The following is a 17,772-nucleotide window of genomic DNA, read 5'->3' on the forward strand; positions in this document are numbered from 1 at the left end:
TACAGCAGAGCTGCAGCAGCGGTGGTCCGCCGCGTTGATGAAGAACTACACCACCCCCAAGGTCGCGCTGGTGCGTGGCGCGGGCGCGGTGGTCTACGACGCGGACGGCAGACGCTACGTCGACTTCCTCGGCGGTATCGCGGTCAACAGCCTCGGCCACGCCCATCCTGCGATTCTCGAAGCCGTTACCCAGCAGCTCGGCACGCTGGGCCACACCTCGAATATCTACGCCAACGAACCGGTCATCGAACTGGCCGAACGGCTGCTCGCGCACTTCGGCGACGGTGAATTCGGGGACGGCCACGGCCGCGCGTTCTTCTGCAACTCCGGCACCGAAGCCAATGAGGCAGCGTTCAAGATGGCGCGGCTGACGGGGCGGCACAAAATCATCGCGACCGACGAGGCCTTTCACGGCCGGACCATGGGCGCGCTCGCGCTCACCGGGCAGCCCTCCAAGCGGACGCCGTTCGAGCCGATGCCCGCGGGTGTCGTCCACGTGCCCTACGGCGATGCGGCCGCGCTCGAGGCGGTTGTCGACCAGGACACCGCGGCGGTATTCCTCGAACCGATCATGGGGGAGAGCGGCGTTGTCGTGCCGCCCATCGACTATTTGGTGAAGGCGCGGGAGATCACCGCGCGTCACGGTGCGCTGCTGATCCTCGACGAGGTACAGACCGGTATCGGCCGGTGCGGAAAGTTCTACGCGCACCAGGCATTCGGCATAGTGCCGGATGTGATCACGCTGGCCAAGGGGCTCGGCGGCGGGCTGCCGATCGGTGCGGTGCTGGCCACCGGACCGGCCGCCGATCTGCTGACGCCCGGGCTGCACGGCACCACATTCGGCGGCAACGCGGTCTGTGCCGCAGCGGCTTTGGCGGTACTGCGCACCATCGATGAGACCGACCTGCTCGCCCATGTCGAATCCGTCGGCAAGCGGCTCAGTGACGGCATCGAGCTGCTCGAGCACCCGTTGATCGATCATGTGCGTGGTGCGGGTCTGCTGCTCGGTATCGTGCTTACCGACGATATCTCCGCCGAGGTCGAGAACCGGGCGCGGGAGGCGGGCTATCTGGTGAATGCGCCCAAGCCCAACATCATTCGGCTCGCGCCGCCACTGGTGCTCACCGAGACCCAGTCCGACAATTTCGTCGGCGATCTGCCCGAGATCCTGGACGGTGCGATCGCGGACGCCAAGGGGGACAAATGAGTACAGCATCGCGGAGCGATTCCATGAGGGGTGGCGGCGGGGAGACGGGTGGGCCACTCCGGCACTTTCTGCGCGACGATGACGTCACGCCTGCCGAGCAGGCCGAAATCCTCGCGCTCGCAGCGGAATTGAAGAAGGATCCGTTCGCGCACCGGCCGCTGGAAGGGCCGCGCGGAGTCGGGGTGATCTTCGAGAAGAACTCCACCCGCACGCGGTTCTCCTTCGAAATGGGCATCGCGCAGCTCGGCGGGCATGCGGTGGTGGTCGACGGTCGCGACACCCAGCTCGGGCGCGAGGAGACGCTCGGCGATACCGGCAAGGTGCTCTCGCGCTACGTAGATGCGATCGTGTGGCGGACCTTCGAACAGGTGCGGCTGGACGAAATGGCCGTCACCGCGACGGTGCCGGTCGTCAATGCCTTGTCGAACGAGTTCCATCCGTGTCAGGTCCTCGCCGATCTGCAGACGCTGGTCGAGCGCAAGGGCAATCTGGTCGGGCGCAACCTCACCTACTTCGGTGACGGTGCGAACAATATGGCGCATTCGCTGCTGCTCGGTGGTGTGACCGCGGGTCTGAACATAACGATCGCCGCGCCAACGGGTTTCGAGCCGCTGCCGTGGATTCTCGAGGCCGCGCGCAAGCGGGCTGCCGAGACCGGCGCGACCATTACCCTCACCGGCGATCCGGTTGCCGCGGCGGCAGGCGCCGATGCTCTGGTGACCGACACCTGGACCTCTATGGGGCAGGAGAACGACGGCCTCGACCGCGTCGGCCCGTTCCGGCCGTTCCAGCTCAACGACGATTTGCTCGCCGAGGCGCATCCGGATGCCGTTGTGCTGCACTGCCTTCCGGCGCATCGCGGCGAGGAGATCACCGACGAGGTGCTCGACGGACCGCACAGCGTGGTGTGGGACGAGGCGGAAAACCGGCTGCATGCGCAGAAGGCGCTGCTGGTGTGGTTGCTCGCCAAGCGAGGTGAGGCGCGGTGAGTGAGTGCCGCGACCGATCCGCTGCCGCGGGACCGACGGGCACGGAGGCAGTGGCTCGGCGTGACCACATCGGCCCACGATCGGCGTTTTCGCGGCTCGGTGCGAGACCTGGCAGCGAGGCACGGCCATGAGTATCCAACCCGACGCGGCTAAGTCCGCTCCCGCAATCGCTCGAACCCGCGCCGGTCGCCAGTCCCGCATCATCGAACTGCTGACGGCGCACGCGGTCCGCAGCCAGACCGAACTCGCCGCACTGCTCGCCGCCGAAGGCATCGAAACCACCCAGGCCACCCTGTCCCGCGACCTCGATGAACTCGGCGCCGTGAAGTTGCGCGCCGCCGACGGTGGCGCGGGCGTCTACGTGGTCCCCGAAGACGGCAGCCCCGTCCGCGGCGTCACCGGCGGCACCGACCGCCTCTCCAAACTCCTCGGCGACCTCCTGGTGTCCACGGACGCCAGCGGCAATATCGCCGTCCTGCGCACCCCACCCGGCGCGGCCCACTACCTGGCCAGCGCCCTGGACCGCGCCGCTCTCCCGTTTATCGTCGGCACCATCGCCGGGGACGACACCATCGCCGTAATAGCCCGTGAACCCCTCACCGGCGCCGAACTAGCCGCCAAAATAGAAGAGTTGGCCTGAGCCTGCCCGGCGTCCTCAGCGCGGTCACGCTCGGTGACACATACTCGGTACCTACCGCGCGAGGGCACAACCTGTGCGACGTATCTATGCGATGTGATCGCGAGGGGATGTCAGCCGAAGGGGTATTGGCCGCCGCCGTGGGAGGTGCCCGGGGTGCCGACGTTGAGGATGTCCTGTACGAGGTCGACTAGGGCGCGGCCGATGTCGAGGACGTCGTTGCCGAGGGTGCTGAATTCGCCTGCTATGAGGTGCAGCAGCATGGGGTCCGTCCTTTGCCCGCTCCGATAGTTACCGGGTAAAGCGTGACATAGGTGGACAGGGGTGCCAAGGTGCTACCGGAAGGTGCAACTCGGACCCGGTTGTGAATGGGCTTGCATCATCGTGCATAATCATTTGCATGACGGTTCGGGCCGCCTGACGTGCGATTGGGCGCGTCGGTGGGCGCCGCGCCCCGCCGCCCGCGGATGCGGGCACGACCTGCAGACAAGCACGAAACCGAGGAGCACAAAGACATGTCCGAGCGCGTCGTACTCGCCTACTCCGGTGGGCTCGATACCTCCGTTGCGATCAGCTGGATCGGCAAGGAGACCGGCGCCGAGGTCGTGGCGGTCGCCATCGATCTGGGCCAGGGCGGCGAGGACATGAATGTGGTGCGCCAGCGCGCGCTGGACTGCGGCGCCGTCGAGGCGATCGTGGTCGATGCGCGCGACGAATTCGCCAACGAGTACTGCCTGCCGACCATCCAGGCCAACGCCATGTACATGGGCCAGTACCCGCTGGTCTCGGCGATCAGCCGCCCGCTCATCGTCAAGCACCTCGTCGAGGCCGCCAAGTTCCACGGCGCGAGCACCGTCGCGCACGGCTGCACCGGTAAGGGCAATGACCAGGTTCGCTTCGAGGTCGGCATCGGCGCGCTCGCCCCCGACCTGAATGTGATCGCCCCGGTCCGCGACTACGCCTGGACCCGCGAGAAGGCCATCGCCTTCGCCGAGGAGAACCAGCTCCCGATCAACGTCACCAAGAAGTCCCCGTTCTCGATCGACCAGAACGTGTGGGGCCGCGCGGTGGAGACCGGCTTCCTCGAGGACCTCTGGAACGCGCCGACCAAGGACGTCTACGACTACACCTCGGACCCGACGGTCAACTTCGAGGCGCCCGACGAACTCATCGTCACCTTCGACAAGGGTGTGCCGGTCGCCGTCGACGGCCGCCAGGTCAGCGTGCTCGAGGCCATCGTCGAGCTGAACCATCGTGCGGGCCGCCAGGGTGTCGGCCGCCTCGATATGGTCGAGGACCGGCTCGTCGGCATCAAGAGCCGCGAGATCTACGAGGCCCCCGGGGCCATCGCGCTGATCACCGCGCACCAGGCCCTGGAAAACGTCACCATCGAGCGCGAACTGGGCCGCTATAAGCGGCAGGTCGAGCAGCGCTGGGGTGAGCTGGCCTACGACGGCCTCTGGTTCTCCCCGCTCAAGCGCGCGCTGGACGCGTTCGTCGCCGAGACCCAGCAGCACGTCACCGGCGAGATCCGGATGGTGCTGCACGGCGGTTCCGTCGTGGTCAACGGCCGCCGCTCCGAGCAGTCGCTCTACGACTTCAACCTGGCCACCTACGACGAGGGCGACACCTTCGACCAGTCCCTCGCCAAGGGCTTCGTGCAGATCCACGGCCTGTCCTCCAAGGTCGCCGCTCGCCGCGACCTCAACCAGAAGTAGGCGGTGGCCGCGCCTTCGCTCGGCCGAGCGCGAGAGATTCAGCGACGGACTTCGTCCGACTGCGCCTATTAGGCTCGATCGGGTCGGCGCGCAGTGAGTCGCCGACCCGAAAGGAGCGCTATGCGGACCGACGACGACAGCTGGGATATCGAATCGAGCGTGGGCGCCACCGCCCTCGGCGTCGCCGCCATGCGAGCCGCCGAGAGCCGTCGCCCGGACGCACTGTTCCATGACCCGTACGCCGAAGTGCTGGTGACCGCCGTCGGTTCGGAATCCTGGACGCGCATTGTGCGCGGGGAGATCCCGGATCTCGAGCAGGCCGCGACAGCGGCGATGGGCCCCATTATCTCGGCCCTCATCGCACGCACCTGCTACCTCGACGCCTACGTCCAGGAGGCGGCCGCCGACGGCATCCGGCAGCTGGTCATCCCCGCCGCGGGCCTGGACGCCAGGGCCTATCGGTTCGAATGGCCGGTCGGCACAACGGTTTTCGAGCTGGACCTACCGAAGGTTCTGGAGTTCAAGGAGAGCGCGCTGAGGGACTTTCCGCCCGCGGCAGACCGCCGCGCGATCGCGGTGGATCTGCGCCAGGATTGGCCTGCGGCGTTGCGGGACAATGGATTCGATCTGGCCGCGCCGACCGCATGGCTGGTCGAAGGTCTCTTGCGCTACCTCCCCGCGGACGCTCAGGACCGGCTGTTCGACAACATCGTGGCATCGAGCGCACCGGGCAGTCGCATCGCGATCTATCGCTCATCCGGTGCCGCGCCGGACTCGAAGGCATTGCAGGATGCGCGATCGGCCGGAGTCGACGTGACAGTCGATGTCGGCGAACTGTGGTACTCCGACGAGGGCCGCAGCGATCCGATCGACTGGTTCACCGAACACGGCTGGACGGTGTCGCGCGCCGATCCGGCCGAGGTGCTGCGCAGCCATGGCCGGGAGGTATCCGACGCGGCCGCCGCCCACCTGAAGACCGACATTTTGTTCACCGCCCGACGACCCGGAGGAGACAGCACACGATGACGCAGAGCGGCAGCACCAACGAAGGGGCGCTCTGGGGCGGACGTTTCGCGTCCGGACCGGCCGCGGCAATGGCCGCGCTGAGCAAGTCGACCCATTTCGACTGGGCGCTGGCTCCCTACGACATTCGCGCGTCGAAGGCACACGCGCGCGTGCTGCACAAGGCGGGACTGCTGTCGGAGAGCGACCTCGCCGCCATGCTGGCCGGGCTGGATCGCCTTGCGGCGGACGTGGATTCGGGTGCGTTCGCCCCCGCCGAGGCCGATGAGGACGTGCACGGCGCGTTGGAGCGCGGGCTGATCGAGTGGGTCGGAGTCGAACTCGGCGGCCGACTCCGGGCGGGGCGTTCGCGTAATGACCAGGTGGCCACGCTCTTTCGGATGTGGCTGCGCGATGCGGCCCGCCGGGTCGCCGCCGGACTCCTCGATGTAGTCGACGCGTTGGTCGCCCAGGCCGCCGCGCATCCGGACGCGGTAATGCCCGGCAAGACGCATCTGCAGGCCGCGCAGCCGGTACTGCTCGCACACCATCTGCTCGCACACGCGCATCCGCTGCTGCGCGATATCGATCGGCTGCGCGACTTCGACAAGCGGGCGGCGGTGTCGCCCTACGGTTCCGGCGCACTGGCCGGATCTTCGCTGGGACTCGATCCGGAAGCCATTGCGGCCGAACTGGATTTCGATGGCGCCGCGGCGAATTCGATCGATGCCACCTCCGCACGTGATTTCGCGGCCGAGGCGGCGTTCGTGCTCGCCATGATCGGCATCGATCTGAGCCGGATGGCCGAAGAGGTGATCCTCTGGAGCACACCGGAATTCGGCTACATCACCCTCGCCGACGCCTGGTCCACCGGCTCGTCGATCATGCCGCAGAAGAAGAATCCGGACGTCTCCGAACTCACCCGTGGCAAGGCCGGTCGCCTCATCGGCAATCTGACCGGACTGCTGGCGACTCTGAAAGCCCAACCGCTGGCCTACAACCGGGACCTGCAGGAGGACAAGGAACCCCTGTTCGACTCGGTCGCCCAGCTCGAACTGCTGCTCCCGGCCATCGCTGGCCTGGTCTCGACGCTCACCTTCCACACCGACCGCATGGCCGAACTCGCCCCCGCCGGTTTCACCCTCGCCACCGATATCGCCGAATGGCTTGTCCGGCAGGGTGTTCCGTTCCGCGTCGCACACGAGGCCGCGGGTGCGTGCGTGCGCGCCGCCGAGGCACGCGCCGTCGGCCTCGCCGAGCTGACCGACGAAGAATTCGCCGCCATCGACCCGGCATTGACCCCACAGGTCCGCGAAGTGCTCACCGTGCAGGGCTCGATCGCATCCCGCAATGCGCGCGGCGGAACCGCAGGCGTCCAGGTCACATCCCAACTCGCCGAACTCCGCAACACCGTCGCCGAACTACGCCCCCTCCTCACCTAGCCGAACCTCCCCCACCCAGCGACGACCAAGATCAGGTGGAATCTATGGCGGCATTGCCCGAGAAACCTCCGCCACCAGTGCCACCTGATCTTGATCCAAACCTGTGCGGGGCACTAGAGGGGTGGCTTAGGGCCGTTCAGCGGCACAAGAGGTCGGCCACCTGCACCAATGGCGCGGCGATTGCGGGGATTGCGGATGGGTCGCGTAGGCGGCCCGCTCGATACGTCAGCAACTCCTGACCGACAAGGCTCCAGTCCGGGACGGTTCCGGCGAGATGCGCGTCGATCAGCGGTTTGCCGACGAGCCAGCGGGCGAAGTCCGGATCCGCGGCGCCGATCCGGAAGCGAGAGTCGAACGAGACGTTGCCGGTGGCGGTGGGCTTGTCGCCGAACAGCGTGCGGCCCAGCTTGGACAGCACGCCGCGAGTGGACACGTTGACTGATGGGAAGGGGCGGTCCAGCAGCACCATGGTCGCGATGAGGTGGTGCGTCGTCGTCGACCTGTTCGACGCGGAACGTGGGCCGACCGTCGCAGCGACGGTTTCCGTTTCGTATGCGTACTCCGCCACCGTCACCCAGCGCCCGCCGATCTGCCCGGTCAACGTCACGCCCAGATGGCGTCCACGATTGGGCATGCGCGAAACCCACCGAGCCCGCGAGCTGTCCGCGAACGTCCACCCGTGCTGGGTCGCCCACTGCCGCAAGATCCTTCGGCGCGCACGCTCGGCGCGAATCGTCAGCGGAACGAACACGATGAGCATGACCAGCATCAGGATCGGCCCCGCCAGAACCAAGATCACCGCTGCGTCCATTGTCCCTCCTCGATCGACGTCCGAATTCTGCGGTGTCGACCTTTCGATCGGGACAGTCAAATGCTTATAGCGCCGACCGCCCTCACCCGCCCCGGTTTACGCTGCGCCGATGACCCTGCTGTTGCTGGCGCTGGCCATCGCCTCCGAAATCACCGCGACCGTCTCGCTCGAGATCTCCGACGGTTTCACCAAATTGGTGCCTTCGATCATCGTGGTCATCGGCTACGGCGCGGCCTTCTTCTTCCTGTCCCAGGCGCTGAAGCGCGGCATGCCGATCGGCGTCGCCTACGGCATCTGGTCGGCGGTCGGCGTCGCGGCCATCGCCGTCATCGGCGTCCTATTCCTCGACGAAAGACTCTCCTTGATCCAGGTCGGCGGCATCGCCTTGGTGATTCTCGGCGTCCTCGCTCTGGAACTCGGTGGCGCACACTGACATCCGCGCTGCGAGATTGTCGGTGGGCGGCTGTTGAATGACGGCTCATGAAGAGAGATTTCGAGGCGGGGACCTTCACCGCGGATCGATCGGCGGAGCCCGCCGCGGTGTCCTTCGCGGGCAATGATCCGGCGGAAGCGTTGGCGGCGTACGGGATCGAGCTACCGGCGGTGTCGGTGGTCGAGCAGACGGTGTCGGGGGCCCCGGTGTGGGTCGTATCGACCGAGCCCGGTTATGCGGCGGCCGGGCTGTGGGAGCAGGTGCGGGAGGTGCATCCGAAGACCGGATTGTGGCCGGTGCTGACCAAGACCCATACCTGGTATCGGACCGGATCCGAGCGCGGGTGGGAGCAATCGCGTGAGTTGTCGATTCCGGAATTCCTCGCCGGAACCGATGCGGCGGACTGGTTGCGCGAGAGATATCGCGAGCGGTCGGGCGATGACTACGAGATTCCACGAGGCGGACCGGACTGGGCCGATCTGGATCTCGAGCTCTACGACTACGACGGATTCGATTGGGGCGACGTCTGGAGTATTCGTGGCGATTGCGACGAATTCGATCAGCTCGCCCTGGTTCCCGCCGCGAATTCCTGGCTGGTTCCGTACGAACTGCAATGGTCGGGTGCGCTCAACTATGACCTCGACGGCGCCGACCACGCAGTGATGCTGCGCCGGTGGGCGGCGTCGGAGCGCCGATGCGAACTCGTCGCATTGGATTCCGACACGCTGTGGCTCGCCGTCGCACACGAGCCGGAGCTGACCGAGGACGCCGCTCTCGCGCAGGCACTGGAGGCGTATCTGTACTGCCCGGATGCGGCCGAACAGGATCGCGATTCACTCGATGAACTGGCCGAATCCCTGCTTCGGCAGCTGTGGCGCTTCTGGTGGGACTGATCGGTCTCGTTGCGCCCTGCGCATTTTGCCGAATTCGTCCCATGAGAGGTGTCGGCGAACGTAGCATCGGCCGATGGATCGGACGTTTGCTCAACTGAGTCGACGCGGGTGACGGTATGGCATCGGAACCGGGCGATGTAGTACTCGAGGCCCAGTCGTTGGTGAAACGCTACGGCGGTGTAGAGGCGTTGCGAGGAGCCAACTTTCAGGTGCGCGCCGGTGAGGTCGTCGCATTGATCGGCGATAACGGCGCGGGCAAGTCCACACTGGTGAAATGCCTTTCCGGGGCGGAACAACCGGATTCGGGGACCATTCTGCTGGACGGTTCGGCAACGGTGCTCGGCTCACCGACCGCCGCACGCGGGCTGGGCATCGAAACCGTGTACCAGGACCTCGCCGTCGCACCCGATCTGGACCCGGCCGCCAACCTCTTCCTCGGCCGGGAGCTGGTTCGCCGCGGATTGGCGGGCAGACTCGGCATGCTCGACAAGCGGGCGATGCGGACCCAAGCCGTCGAACACTTCCGGCGCCTCGGCGTGACGCTGCAGAGCACCGATGTGCCGATCGGCGCACTGTCGGGCGGGCAGCGCCAGAGTGTCGCCGTGGCGCGTGCGGTGCTGTGGGCGAGCAAGGTCGTCTTCATGGACGAACCGACCGCGGCGCTCGGCGTTGTGCAGCGCGAAAGGGTGCTCGAGGTGATCCGCAATGTGCGCGACCAGGGCATTGCCGTCGTCCTGATCAGCCACAATATGCCCGAGGTGCTGGCCGTGGCCGACCGGATCGAGGTGCTGCGACTCGGCAAGCGGGTGGCTCGATTCGCCGCCGCCGATGCCACGCTGGAGCAGTTGGTCGGTGCGATGACCGGAGCGCTGTCACACGAGGACGCGGCATGACGAAAGCTGAGCCGAATGGTGGCCCCGATCTGCCGGAACGCACTGTGCTGCAACGGCTTCTCGGCGCGAGCACGCTGTGGATCGGTGTGGTGCTCGTCGTATTGTGCATCGTTTTCAGCATCATCCGTCCCGACGCCTTCCCGACCCGTTTCACCCTGCAGACGCTGCTGATCGAAACCTCGGTGCTGCTGGTGCTTTCGGTCGGCATGACGTTCGTGATCATCACCTCCGGCATCGACCTGTCGGTCGGCATGGTGCTGATCTTCGCCGGTGTACTCGGCGCGAAAACGATGGAATGGCTCAGCCCCGACGAGAACGCCACTGGCGCGGGGTGGGGAATTATCGGTGTCGGCCTTTTGATTTCCGTTGCGGGCGGTGGTATCTGGGGATTGCTCAATGGAATTCTGGTGGCAAAGGCCAAGATTCCACCGCTGATCGTCACACTCGGCTCGTTCGGCGCGGCACTCGGTGCGGCACAACTGATCACCGGTGGTGTCGACACCAGGACGGTGCCCGATAAGCTGCGCAACTCCCTGGGTTTCGGGACATCGCTGGGCGGCGTACCGAATCTGGTGCTGGTCGCCGCGGCGGTGACGGTGCTCGCCGCCTGGGTGCTGCACACCACCCGATTCGGCCGCTACACCTACGCGATCGGCTCCAATGCGGAGGCCGCGCGGCGTTCTGGCATCGCGGTCACTCGACACCTCGTGCTGGTCTATCTGATGACCGGATTGCTCGCCGGACTGGCCGGATTCATGAATCTGGCCTACTTCGGCACCACCACCATCGGTGGGCACGGCACCGACAATCTGGATGCCATTGCCGGTGTAGTCATCGGCGGGACAAGCCTTTTCGGCGGAATCGGCACCATTGTCGGCACGGTTATCGGCGTTTTCATTCCGTCGGTGCTGCGCAAGGGATTCGTCATCGCGGGGGTACCGGTGTTCTGGCAGCCGATCGCGGTGAGCGCGGTTCTGGTGGGGGCGGTGTGGTTCGACCAACTGCGCCGCCGCGCCCGGGACCGCAAGTAGAGAGGTACGCAGTACAGCACTGCGCGATAAGAGAATAAGGCGGAGGTAGCCAAATGAGGGTGGCGAAGCGGACCGCGGTGATGATCGGCGCGATGGCGGCGGTCGGCACGCTGGTGGTGGGATGTGGTGGCTCGGTGAACAATTCCGGCGGCACGGATGCCAAGAAATTGGTGCTGATTCCCGGTGTCGCCGACGAACCGTTCTACATCTCCATGCAATGCGGCGCGCAGGACGAGGCGAGCAAACTCGGCTACAAGCTGGAGACGCAGGCGCCGACGAAATTCGATGCGGGCGCGCAGACTCCGGTACTGACCGGTGTGGTGGCCAATAAGCCCGGCGGCATCCTGATCGCCCCGACACATGCGCAGGCGATGGCGAATCCGATCAAACAGGCAAAGGATGCCGGGATCAAAATCATCGAGGTCGATACCGCACTGGACGACACCTCGATCGCGCTGTCGTCGATCGCATCCGATAACAAGAAGGGCGGCGAACTCGCCGCACAGACGCTGGCCAAGCTCATCGGCGACAAGGGACCCGTGCTGGTGATCAACACCAAGGCCGGAACCTCCACCACCGACGCGCGTGCTCAGGGCTTCGAAGACGCGGTGAAGGCCTTCCCCGGCATCACCTCGCTCGGCGTGCAGTACAACAACAATGAAGCGGCACAGGCGGCTTCGATCGTCACCGCGACGCTGGCCGCCCATCCCGACCTCGCCGGGATCTTCGCCACCAACCTGAGTTCCGCCGAGGGCGCGGCCACCGGATTGCGCAACGCCAATAAGCTCGGCCAGGTCGAACTGGTCGGCTTCGATGCGAGTCCGAAGCAGGTCGAGGATCTGAAAGCCGGTACGGTGCAGGCACTTATCGCGCAGGATCCGGCCGGGATCGGTGCGAAGGGCGTCGACGAGGCCGCGGCCGCGCTGGAGGGTAAGCCGGTCACCCGCAATATCCAGACCGATATGGTGGCGATCACCCAGGCCGATATGGATGCCAATTCGAAGTACTTCTACAAGCGGAAGTGCTGACGGGGCCGACGTCGGGTCCGAGCACGCTCGGACCCGGCTAATCCTCCACTCGCACCGCGTACCCCGAATTCTCCAACGCGGCAAGCACATCGTCGCGATGCGCAGGACCCCGGGTCTCCAACGTCAGCGATACCTCGACCTCGTCGACCGCGAGCCACCCACCGGTCCGCGAGTGCACCACATCCACCACACTCGCACCGGTCTTCCCGACCACCGCGAGCAGTCCGCTGAGCGCACCAGGTCGATCCGAAATCGTCACGCGCACAGCCAGATAACGCCCGGCGGCACCGAGGCCGTGCCCGATGATCCTGGTCAGCATCATCGGATCGATATTGCCGCCGGACAGGATCGCGCACACCGGCCCCTGCAGTCCGAGTTCCGTTGGCTCGCAACTCATCAGGGCGGCCACCGCAGCGGCACCGGCGGGCTCGACGATCAACTTCGCGCGTTCCAGACACAGCAGCAGCGCCTTGGACAGCGCATCCTCGTCGACCGTCACCACCGCGGGCACGTGCGCCGCGACATGCGCGAATGGCACCTCACCCGGCAGCCCGACCGCGATACCGTCGGCCATGGTCGACATCCGCGTCGCCCGCACCGGTTTACCCGCCGCCAGCGAATCGGGCCATGCCGCCGCCTCCGTGGCCTGTACGCCAATCACTCGTACGTGCGGCGCGACGTGATGCAGGGCAATCGCGACCCCGGCGAGCAGCCCCCCGCCGCCGGTCGGCACGATCACCGTCCCGACCTCGGGCATCTGCTCGATGATCTCCAGGGCCACCGTCGCCTGCCCGGCGACGATATCGGCGTGATCGAACGGATGGATCAGCGTCGCACCGGCCCGCTCGGCGAAATCCAGTGCGGCATCCAGCGAGTCGTCGATGGTCTCACCGACCTGCCGCACCTCGGCCCCATATGCCTTGGTGGCCACCAACTTCGGCAGCGAAGCGCCCACCGGCATGAATACCGTCGAGCGAATCCCGAGCGAAGCCGCGGCCCACGCCACCCCCTGCGCGTGATTGCCCGCGCTGGCCGCCACCACGCCGCGCGCTCGATCTTCCGCCGGGAGGTTCGCGATCCGGAAGTACGCCCCGCGCGGCTTGAACGAGCCGGTCCGCTGCAGGTTCTCGCACTTCAGCCACACCTCGGTCCCGGCGTGCTCGGATAACACCCGTGACGCGACCACCGGCGTCTGCCGAATCACCGGCGCCAATGCCGCCGCGGCCGCCTCGATACGGTCCAGTCCCAGCAACTCCATGCGCCCATGCTGCCAGCCCATGGCACGAATGCGCTGCCACATGGGCAGAAATCATCCGATGATTTCCCGCGCCTATCCGGCCTTCGCGAGATTGTGCGCAATGGCGCCGAGCCGCGCCAGCCGGGCATCGCCGAGCGGTGTCAGCTTTCCACCGAGCCGATTGGTGACGAAGGCCAGCGACATCCCGGTGGCCGGATCGGCGAACGCACCCGAACCGCCGAGGCCGAAATGACCGAACGCGGAGATGGGATCGGCCTTCGACGGCTTCATCGGCACACCGTGGTAACCCAGCGCCCACGGAATGCGAAACGCCAGAACGTAATCGGGAGTGAAGACCTGACGCTGGGTGATCTGCTCGATGGTCTCCGGCCGAAGCAGCTGGAAGTCCCCTAGCCGACCATCGGTCGCGAGCGCGCTGTACATCCTCGCCAGGGCGCGCGCCGAGAAGACGCCGTTGACGCCCGGAATCACTGAATCATGTAGGCGCGGATCGGAAACCATATCCGCGAATCCGCGCGGCGTGGTTTCGGCGGCTGCGGCGAAACGAGTCCGGCCCATGAGCCGCGCACTGTTCTCCCAGCTCATGCCCGCAACGGTGAGCCGAGGAAAGTTGGTGGCGATGCGGTCGCGTTCGGATTCCGGCACTCGGAACCAGAGTTCGTCCGCCGCAAGCGGTTTCGCGATCTCCATGCGCAACAGCTCGGTGAAGTCCGAACCGGAGACCCGCCGGATCAACTCGGCGACCAAGTGCCCGAAGGAGATTCCGTGATAGCCGCTGGTCACCAGGTGACGCGGGTCGGGGGAGCAGGCCGCGAGCGCGGCGGTGACCTCGGCATCGTCCAAGAAACGCGCTACCGGCCCGGGCAGCAGATCGCGCAACCGATGCAGACCCGCCCGGTGTGTGAGCATTTCCCGCACCGTAATGCGCTCCTTGCCCGCCGCCCCGAATTCGGGCCAGTAGCTGGCGACCGGCTCGTCGTAATCGAACAGTCCACGCTCGGCCAATCGGTGCGCCAGCGTCGAGACCACACCCTTGCCGGTGGAATAGGCCATGGCCACGGTATCGGCGGCCCACGGCACGCCCGGATGCGCGAATCCGGCCCACACATCCACGACCGGTTCGCCGTGCTGATAGACCACGAGCGCCCCGCCGCCATCACTCGGGCGGCGGAACAGCCTGTCGAATTCGGCGACCAGGCGCACATAGCGACGATCCACCGACTGCGTTGCCGTAAGTGTCATCGGATTACCTCTGTCGTTAGACCAACCAACAGCATGGCACGGCGGCGATCGCGGCCATCGCGGAGCCGAAATTCCAACAGTGAGACCAGTCGGTTCGGTGAACTTTTCCTGACCGTCATCTCCGCGACCGAGATCGCAACACGACTCGCATAGCGTGGCCGCATGCCCCCGAGACGACGATCGGCGCTACTGGCCAGGTTGGTTGTCGACGAACCAGGCCGACCGCAAGTGATCCTCGGCGAACTGCGCCGGGTGATTCTGGATGGGGCAGTGCCGCCGTGCACGGTGATCCCACTGCGCGAGGTCGCCGAATTGTTCGGCGTCAGCCACATCCCGGTGCGGGAGGCGCTCAAGACATTGATCGGGGAGGGATTGGTCACCCATCGGCCGCACGGCGGTTATGCGGTGGCCCAGCTGACCTCCAACGAGCTGCGCGAAATGTATATCGCGCGGGAGACCCTGGAAACCGCCTCGCTGGCGGCCGCGGCGCGCAATGCCACCGACGCCGACCGCGCCCGCTTGCTCGAAGTGAATTCGCTACTGGAACAGGCGATTCGAGATGACGACCCCGTTGCTTACCACCGCCAGTCCCGCCATTTCCATGTTGCGCTGACCAAGCCGTCACGGATGTTCCGGCTGCTGCACATGCTCGAATCGGCGTGGAATGTCACCGAGCCGGTGCAGTCCATGGTGCATATCGGCCGCGGCGATCGGGTGCGCCTGCACACCGATCACGCGCTCATGCTCGATGCGTTCATGGCCCGCGATGTGGATCGCCTGCTGCTGATCGCGGAACGGCACCACCGCAGGTTGGAGACGGTGATCGCGACGCTGCCCACCGACACCGGACTGCTCGCGCCGGAAGATATATCGATCGCGCAATAGCCGGGCAATAACTGCGCAATGGCTGGGCAATGCGCGGTTTCTACCGTCGTTTCGATCACAGTTTCACCCTCGGATGGGAACACCATGACCGAAACGCTCACCACCGCGGCCCCGCCCGTACCCGCGCCGCCCGCCTACGACCCACGGCTGACGAATGCGGATCTGGCCCCGCTGCGCAAGCAGAACTGGGGCTCCTACAACATCTTCGCGTTCTGGATGTCGGACGTGCACAGCGTCGGCGGCTACGTCACCGCGGGCAGCTTGTTCGCACTCGGACTCGCCAGCTGGCAGGTGCTCGCCGCGCTGCTGATCGGCATTACCATCGTCTATTTCTTCTGCAATCTGGTCGCCAAGCCGAGCCAGGTGACCGGTGTGCCGTATCCGGTCATGTGCCGCAGCGCATTCGGGGTACTCGGCGCGAATATTCCGGCCATCATCCGTGGCCTGATCGCCGTCGCCTGGTACGGGATTCAGACCTTTCTCGCCTCGGCGGCACTGGATGTCGTACTGGTGAAACTGTTTCCGAGCCTGGCTCCATATGCCGTCGTCGACGACTATGGATTCCTCGGTCTTTCACTGCTCGGGTGGGGCAGTTATCTATTGCTGTGGGTCGTGCAATCCTGCGTGTTCTGGCGCGGTATGGAATCGATTCGCAAATTCATCGACTTCTGCGGACCCGCTGTGTATGTCGTGATGTTCCTGCTCTGCGGCTATCTGATCGCCAAGGCGGGCTGGAGTGCCATCGACCTCAAGCTCGGCGAGGTGAAGTACACCGGCTGGGCCTCGGTGCCGGTCATGCTCGGCGCGATCGCGCTGGTCGTGTCCTACTTCTCCGGTCCGATGCTGAACTTCGGCGATTTCTCCCGCTACGGAAAGAGTTTCGCGGCGGTGCGGCGTGGCAACCTGCTCGGGCTGCCGGTCAACTTCCTGCTCTTCTCGCTGCTGGTCGTGATCACCGCATCGCTGACGGTTCCGGTCTACGGTGAGCTGATCACCGACCCCGTTGCGACGGTGGCCCGTATCGACAGCACCTTCGCGATCGTGCTGGGCGCGTTGACCTTCACCATCGCCACCATCGGCATCAATATCGTCGCCAACTTCATTTCACCGGCCTTCGACTTCTCGCACGTCAGCCCACAGCGGATCAGCTGGCGTGCGGGCGGCATGATCGCCGCGGTCGGCTCGGTGCTGATCACGCCGTGGAACCTCTACAACAATCCGGAGGTCATCCACTACACCTTGGAAGTGCTCGGGGCATTCATCGGCCCGCTGTTCGGCGTCCTCATCGCCGACTACTACCTGGTGCGCAAGCAGCAGGTAGTAGTCGACGACCTGTTCACCCGGTCGCAGACCGGAACTTATTGGTACAGCAAGGGTTACAACCCGGCGGCGATCATCGCAACCGCCGTCGGCGCGATCGTCGCGGTGCTCCCGGTGCTCGCCAAGGATGTCACCGGCATGTACACCGCCGCGCAGTACAGCTGGTTCATCGGCTGCGGACTCGGCTTCGTCACCTATTACCTGCTGGCCACCCGAACCCGGTTGGCAGTGCGGGGAGCTACCGTCTGATGCGCATCCGGGTCGTCAACCCGAACACCACGCGGGCGATGACCGACACGATCGAGCAGTGTGCCCAGGCCGTAGCGGGCGGGGGCACCCTGCTCGACGCGGTAACCGCCGAGATGGGGCCCGCCTCGATCGAGAGTCACTACGACGAAGCCCTCAGCGTCCCGGGCATTCTCGCCGCCATCCGACGCGGCGAAGAAGAGGGTGTCGACGGTTACGTGATCGCCTGCTTCGGCGATCCGGGGCTGGATGCGGCGCGAGAACTGGCAAGTGGCCCGGTAATCGGCATAGCGGAGGCGGCAATGCGTACCGCGAGTCACCTCGGCGGCGGCTTCAGCATCGTCACCACGCTCCGCCGGACCATCGGCCGAGCGGACGAGCTGGTGTATCGCTATGGCATGCAACGTTTTTGCCGCGGCATCCACGCCTGCGAAATCCCGGTGCTCGCACTGGAAGATCCGGATGCCCGCAAAATCGTCACCGAGGCATGCGGCGATGCGGTCGACGCCGATGGCTCCGCTGCGATCGTCCTCGGCTGCGCGGGCATGGCCGATCTCTGCAAGCACATCCGAGACGAGATCGGTGTACCGGTGATCGACGGCGTCGCCGCTGCCACCCTCACCGCCCAGTCGCTGATCACCCTCGGCCTGCGCAAATCGGGTAGGGGAGAGTTCGCCGCACCACCACCGAAGCCGTACCGCGGCCTGCTGCGCTCCTTCGGCTCGAATTCCTGAGCT

Annotated in this window: 18 protein-coding genes; 14 read left to right on the forward strand and 4 right to left on the reverse strand. The window is 66.0% G+C overall.

The window, feature by feature from the left end; genetic code table 11:
• The 3 genes from NP3_RS32625 to NP3_RS32635 all read left to right on the forward strand — a co-directional run.
• The coding region (locus NP3_RS32625; RefSeq protein WP_063045589.1) for an acetylornithine transaminase at positions 1–1,207 on the forward strand (1,207 nt) is incomplete at its 5' end.
• A complete protein-coding gene (gene argF, locus NP3_RS32630; RefSeq protein ID WP_245721207.1) occupies positions 1,204–2,196 on the forward strand; it encodes an ornithine carbamoyltransferase in 993 nt (330 codons plus the stop codon). The genes NP3_RS32625 and argF, both read left to right, overlap by 4 nt.
• A gap of 127 nt (positions 2,197–2,323) precedes the next feature.
• Positions 2,324–2,836, forward strand: a complete 513-nt coding sequence (locus NP3_RS32635; RefSeq protein WP_063045591.1) for an arginine repressor — start codon at positions 2,324–2,326, stop codon at positions 2,834–2,836.
• A 110-nt stretch (positions 2,837–2,946) separates the two neighbouring features.
• On the opposite strand, the gene NP3_RS48400 is transcribed toward NP3_RS32635, so the two are convergent.
• The gene (locus tag NP3_RS48400; RefSeq protein ID WP_157124713.1) at positions 2,947–3,096 is read right to left on the reverse strand and encodes a hypothetical protein; all 150 of its coding nucleotides are present in this window, start codon (positions 3,094–3,096) and stop codon (positions 2,947–2,949) included.
• 252 nt (positions 3,097–3,348) lie between these two features.
• On the opposite strand from NP3_RS48400, the gene NP3_RS32640 reads away from it, so the two are divergent.
• The 3 genes from NP3_RS32640 to argH all read left to right on the forward strand — a co-directional run bounded on the left by NP3_RS32640 (position 3,349) and on the right by argH (position 6,995).
• Positions 3,349–4,551, forward strand: coding sequence for an argininosuccinate synthase (locus NP3_RS32640; protein ID WP_063045592.1), 1,203 nt, complete (start codon positions 3,349–3,351; stop codon positions 4,549–4,551).
• A 120-nt stretch (positions 4,552–4,671) separates the two neighbouring features.
• The gene (locus NP3_RS32645; RefSeq protein ID WP_063045593.1) at positions 4,672–5,577 is read left to right on the forward strand and encodes a class I SAM-dependent methyltransferase; all 906 of its coding nucleotides are present in this window, start codon (positions 4,672–4,674) and stop codon (positions 5,575–5,577) included.
• Positions 5,574–6,995 carry an argininosuccinate lyase gene (gene argH, locus NP3_RS32650; RefSeq protein WP_063045594.1) on the forward strand — a complete coding sequence of 474 codons (1,422 nt, stop codon included), beginning with the start codon at positions 5,574–5,576 and terminating at the stop codon, positions 6,993–6,995. The genes NP3_RS32645 and argH overlap by 4 nt, the downstream gene beginning before the upstream one ends.
• Positions 6,996–7,131: 136 nt before the next feature.
• On the opposite strand, the gene NP3_RS32655 is transcribed toward argH, so the two are convergent.
• A complete protein-coding gene (locus tag NP3_RS32655) occupies positions 7,132–7,806 on the reverse strand; it encodes a hypothetical protein (protein WP_063045595.1) in 675 nt (224 codons plus the stop codon).
• A 109-nt stretch (positions 7,807–7,915) separates the two neighbouring features.
• Between NP3_RS32655 and NP3_RS32660 the strand changes: the two genes are divergently transcribed.
• From NP3_RS32660 to NP3_RS32680, 5 genes are all read left to right on the forward strand, one after another.
• Complete coding sequence (locus NP3_RS32660) at positions 7,916–8,239, forward strand: DMT family transporter (protein ID WP_063045596.1); 324 nt, start codon at positions 7,916–7,918, stop codon at positions 8,237–8,239.
• A 47-nt stretch (positions 8,240–8,286) separates the two neighbouring features.
• Positions 8,287–9,132, forward strand: coding sequence for a DUF4253 domain-containing protein (locus NP3_RS32665; RefSeq protein WP_063045597.1), 846 nt, complete (start codon positions 8,287–8,289; stop codon positions 9,130–9,132).
• A 116-nt stretch (positions 9,133–9,248) separates the two neighbouring features.
• Positions 9,249–10,025, forward strand: a complete 777-nt coding sequence (locus tag NP3_RS32670) for an ATP-binding cassette domain-containing protein (protein WP_063045598.1) — start codon at positions 9,249–9,251, stop codon at positions 10,023–10,025.
• Positions 10,022–11,056: an ABC transporter permease gene (locus NP3_RS32675; RefSeq protein WP_063045599.1), complete on the forward strand. Its 1,035-nt coding sequence runs from the start codon at positions 10,022–10,024 to the stop codon at positions 11,054–11,056. The genes NP3_RS32670 and NP3_RS32675 overlap by 4 nt, the downstream gene beginning before the upstream one ends.
• Positions 11,057–11,109: 53 nt before the next feature.
• Entirely contained in the window at positions 11,110–12,084 is a 975-nt protein-coding gene (locus tag NP3_RS32680) for an ABC transporter substrate-binding protein (RefSeq protein ID WP_063045600.1), read from the forward strand.
• Between the two features lie 37 nt (positions 12,085–12,121).
• Here NP3_RS32680 and ilvA read toward each other — a convergent pair whose 3' ends face one another.
• Entirely contained in the window at positions 12,122–13,342 is a 1,221-nt protein-coding gene (gene ilvA, locus NP3_RS32685) for a threonine ammonia-lyase (RefSeq protein WP_063045601.1), read from the reverse strand.
• 72 nt (positions 13,343–13,414) lie between these two features.
• Positions 13,415–14,584, reverse strand: coding sequence for a serine hydrolase domain-containing protein (locus NP3_RS32690; RefSeq protein WP_063045602.1), 1,170 nt, complete (start codon positions 14,582–14,584; stop codon positions 13,415–13,417).
• Between the two features lie 162 nt (positions 14,585–14,746).
• Here NP3_RS32690 and NP3_RS32695 point away from each other — a divergent pair, with 162 nt between their 5' ends.
• The 3 genes from NP3_RS32695 (at position 14,747) to NP3_RS32705 (ending at position 17,769) form a co-directional block, all read left to right on the forward strand.
• Positions 14,747–15,469, forward strand: a complete 723-nt coding sequence (locus tag NP3_RS32695; RefSeq protein ID WP_063045603.1) for a GntR family transcriptional regulator — start codon at positions 14,747–14,749, stop codon at positions 15,467–15,469.
• A gap of 84 nt (positions 15,470–15,553) precedes the next feature.
• Positions 15,554–17,038, forward strand: a complete 1,485-nt coding sequence (locus tag NP3_RS32700; RefSeq protein ID WP_063045604.1) for an NCS1 family nucleobase:cation symporter-1 — start codon at positions 15,554–15,556, stop codon at positions 17,036–17,038.
• Positions 17,038–17,769 (forward strand): aspartate/glutamate racemase family protein, encoded by a 732-nt coding sequence (locus tag NP3_RS32705; RefSeq protein WP_063045605.1) that lies wholly within the window; start codon positions 17,038–17,040, stop codon positions 17,767–17,769. Before NP3_RS32700 ends, NP3_RS32705 begins: the two co-directional genes overlap by 1 nt.
• The last annotated feature ends 3 nt before the right edge of the window (positions 17,770–17,772 follow it).

Source organism: Nocardia pseudovaccinii NBRC 100343, assembly GCF_001613225.1.
Taxonomy (GTDB): domain Bacteria; phylum Actinomycetota; class Actinomycetes; order Mycobacteriales; family Mycobacteriaceae; genus Nocardia; species Nocardia pseudovaccinii.

Bases quoted from the DNA above. Each gene is read 5' to 3' on its own strand.
- ilvA (WP_063045601.1), bottom strand. From the start codon at position 13,342: ATGGAGTTGCTGGGACTGGACCGTATCGAGGCGGCCGCGGCGGCATTG.
- NP3_RS32660 (WP_063045596.1), top strand. From the start codon at position 7,916: ATGACCCTGCTGTTGCTGGCGCTGGCCATCGCCTCCGAAATCACCGCG.
- argH (WP_063045594.1), top strand. From the start codon at position 5,574: ATGACGCAGAGCGGCAGCACCAACGAAGGGGCGCTCTGGGGCGGACGT.
- NP3_RS32700 (WP_063045604.1), top strand. From the start codon at position 15,554: ATGACCGAAACGCTCACCACCGCGGCCCCGCCCGTACCCGCGCCGCCC.
- NP3_RS32655 (WP_063045595.1), bottom strand. From the start codon at position 7,806: ATGGACGCAGCGGTGATCTTGGTTCTGGCGGGGCCGATCCTGATGCTG.
- NP3_RS32665 (WP_063045597.1), top strand. From the start codon at position 8,287: ATGAAGAGAGATTTCGAGGCGGGGACCTTCACCGCGGATCGATCGGCG.
- NP3_RS32690 (WP_063045602.1), bottom strand. From the start codon at position 14,584: ATGACACTTACGGCAACGCAGTCGGTGGATCGTCGCTATGTGCGCCTG.
- NP3_RS32680 (WP_063045600.1), top strand. From the start codon at position 11,110: ATGAGGGTGGCGAAGCGGACCGCGGTGATGATCGGCGCGATGGCGGCG.
- argF (WP_245721207.1), top strand. From the start codon at position 1,204: ATGAGTACAGCATCGCGGAGCGATTCCATGAGGGGTGGCGGCGGGGAG.
- NP3_RS32635 (WP_063045591.1), top strand. From the start codon at position 2,324: ATGAGTATCCAACCCGACGCGGCTAAGTCCGCTCCCGCAATCGCTCGA.
- NP3_RS48400 (WP_157124713.1), bottom strand. From the start codon at position 3,096: ATGCTGCTGCACCTCATAGCAGGCGAATTCAGCACCCTCGGCAACGAC.
- NP3_RS32670 (WP_063045598.1), top strand. From the start codon at position 9,249: ATGGCATCGGAACCGGGCGATGTAGTACTCGAGGCCCAGTCGTTGGTG.
- NP3_RS32695 (WP_063045603.1), top strand. From the start codon at position 14,747: ATGCCCCCGAGACGACGATCGGCGCTACTGGCCAGGTTGGTTGTCGAC.
- NP3_RS32640 (WP_063045592.1), top strand. From the start codon at position 3,349: ATGTCCGAGCGCGTCGTACTCGCCTACTCCGGTGGGCTCGATACCTCC.
- NP3_RS32705 (WP_063045605.1), top strand. From the start codon at position 17,038: ATGCGCATCCGGGTCGTCAACCCGAACACCACGCGGGCGATGACCGAC.
- NP3_RS32675 (WP_063045599.1), top strand. From the start codon at position 10,022: ATGACGAAAGCTGAGCCGAATGGTGGCCCCGATCTGCCGGAACGCACT.
- NP3_RS32645 (WP_063045593.1), top strand. From the start codon at position 4,672: ATGCGGACCGACGACGACAGCTGGGATATCGAATCGAGCGTGGGCGCC.